Origin of the sequence: Paractinoplanes rishiriensis (assembly GCF_016862375.1) — a bacterium.
In the GTDB taxonomy this organism is placed as follows: Bacteria; Actinomycetota; Actinomycetes; order Mycobacteriales; family Micromonosporaceae; genus Actinoplanes; species Actinoplanes rishiriensis.
Genome location: NZ_BOMV01000164.1, coordinates 1 through 1,244, shown reverse-complemented (window position 1 = coordinate 1,244; position 1,244 = coordinate 1). Strand labels below are relative to the sequence as shown.

Sequence of the window (1,244 nt, the reverse complement as noted above, 5' to 3'; positions counted from 1 at the left end):
CTAGTGCCCTGACCACGAACGTTCGTGGTGTTGGGTGACACGCCGTCTGGCCTGATGGCTGGGCGGCGTGATGGCGTTCAGGCTGTGGCGGTGGCAGATCCCGTACGCGTGCGGCGGTTGAGTGACCAGGAAGGTCAACTACTGCTGAGGATCACGCGCAGAGGCACCGGCTCCCCGATCCGATTACGGCGGGCCATGGTGGTGCTCGCCTCGGCCGGCGGGAACACCGTGCCGGCTATCGCCCGCCTGGTCCAGGCGGACGAGGACACGATCCGGCAGGTCATCCACCGGTTCAACGAGATGGGTATGGCCAGCCTGGACCCTCGGTGGGCGGGTGGCCGTCCCCGCCAGATCAGTCCTGACGATCAGCAGTTCATCGTCGAGACGGCCAACAGCCGCCCCGAGAGTCTCGGGCGCCCGTTCACCCGGTGGAGCCTGCGTAAGCTCGCCGACTACCTGAGCTCGCAGCCCCTGCGCCCGATCGAGATCGGGCGGGAACGGCTGCGGCAGATCCTGCACCGGCACCGGATCACCTTCCAACGGACCAAGACGTGGAAGGAGTCCAACGACCCGCACCGCGATACCAAACTCGCCCGGATCGAGTACGTGAGCAGCCACTTCCCGCAGCGGGTGTTCGCGTTCGACGAGTTCGGCCCGCTCGTGGTCCGCCCGCAGGCCGGCGCCGGGTGGGCGAGCGCCGGGCATCCTCGCCGGTTGCCGGCGAACTATCACAAGCTGCACGGTGTCCGGCAGTTCCACGGCTGTTACAGCGTGGGCGATGACCAGCTCTGGGGTGTCGTGCGTCGCCGCAAGAGCGCCGCGAACTCCCTCGCCGCGCTCAAATCCATCCGTCGGGCACGGCCGGACGGGGCGCCGATCTACGTGATCCTGGACAACCTGTCCGCGCACAAGGGCAAGAAGATCCGCGCGTGGGCGGCCCGGAACAAGGTCGAGTTGTGTTTCACCCCGACCTACGGCTCCTGGGCCAACCCGATCGAGGCCCAGTTCGGGCCGCTACGCACCTTCGTGATCGCCGGCTCCAACCACCCGAACCACCCCGCGCTGACCGGCCACCTGCACCGATACCTGCGCTGGCGCAACGCCAACGCCCGCCACCCCGACGTCCTGGCCGCGCAACGCCGTGAACGCGCCCGCATCCGCAGCGAACGACAACAACGCTGGGGTCAACCCGCCACCCGAGCAGCCTGACCCCAACACCCCAAACGTTCGTGGTCACGGCACTA

General features: G+C 68.2%; 1 protein-coding gene. It reads left to right on the top strand.

Annotated features, from left to right (window positions below):
* Positions 1–90: 90 nt before the first annotated feature.
* Positions 91–1,209 (top strand): IS630 family transposase, encoded by a 1,119-nt coding sequence (locus tag Ari01nite_RS49405; protein WP_307837840.1) that lies wholly within the window; start codon positions 91–93, stop codon positions 1,207–1,209.
* Positions 1,210–1,244: the final 35 nt, after the last annotated feature.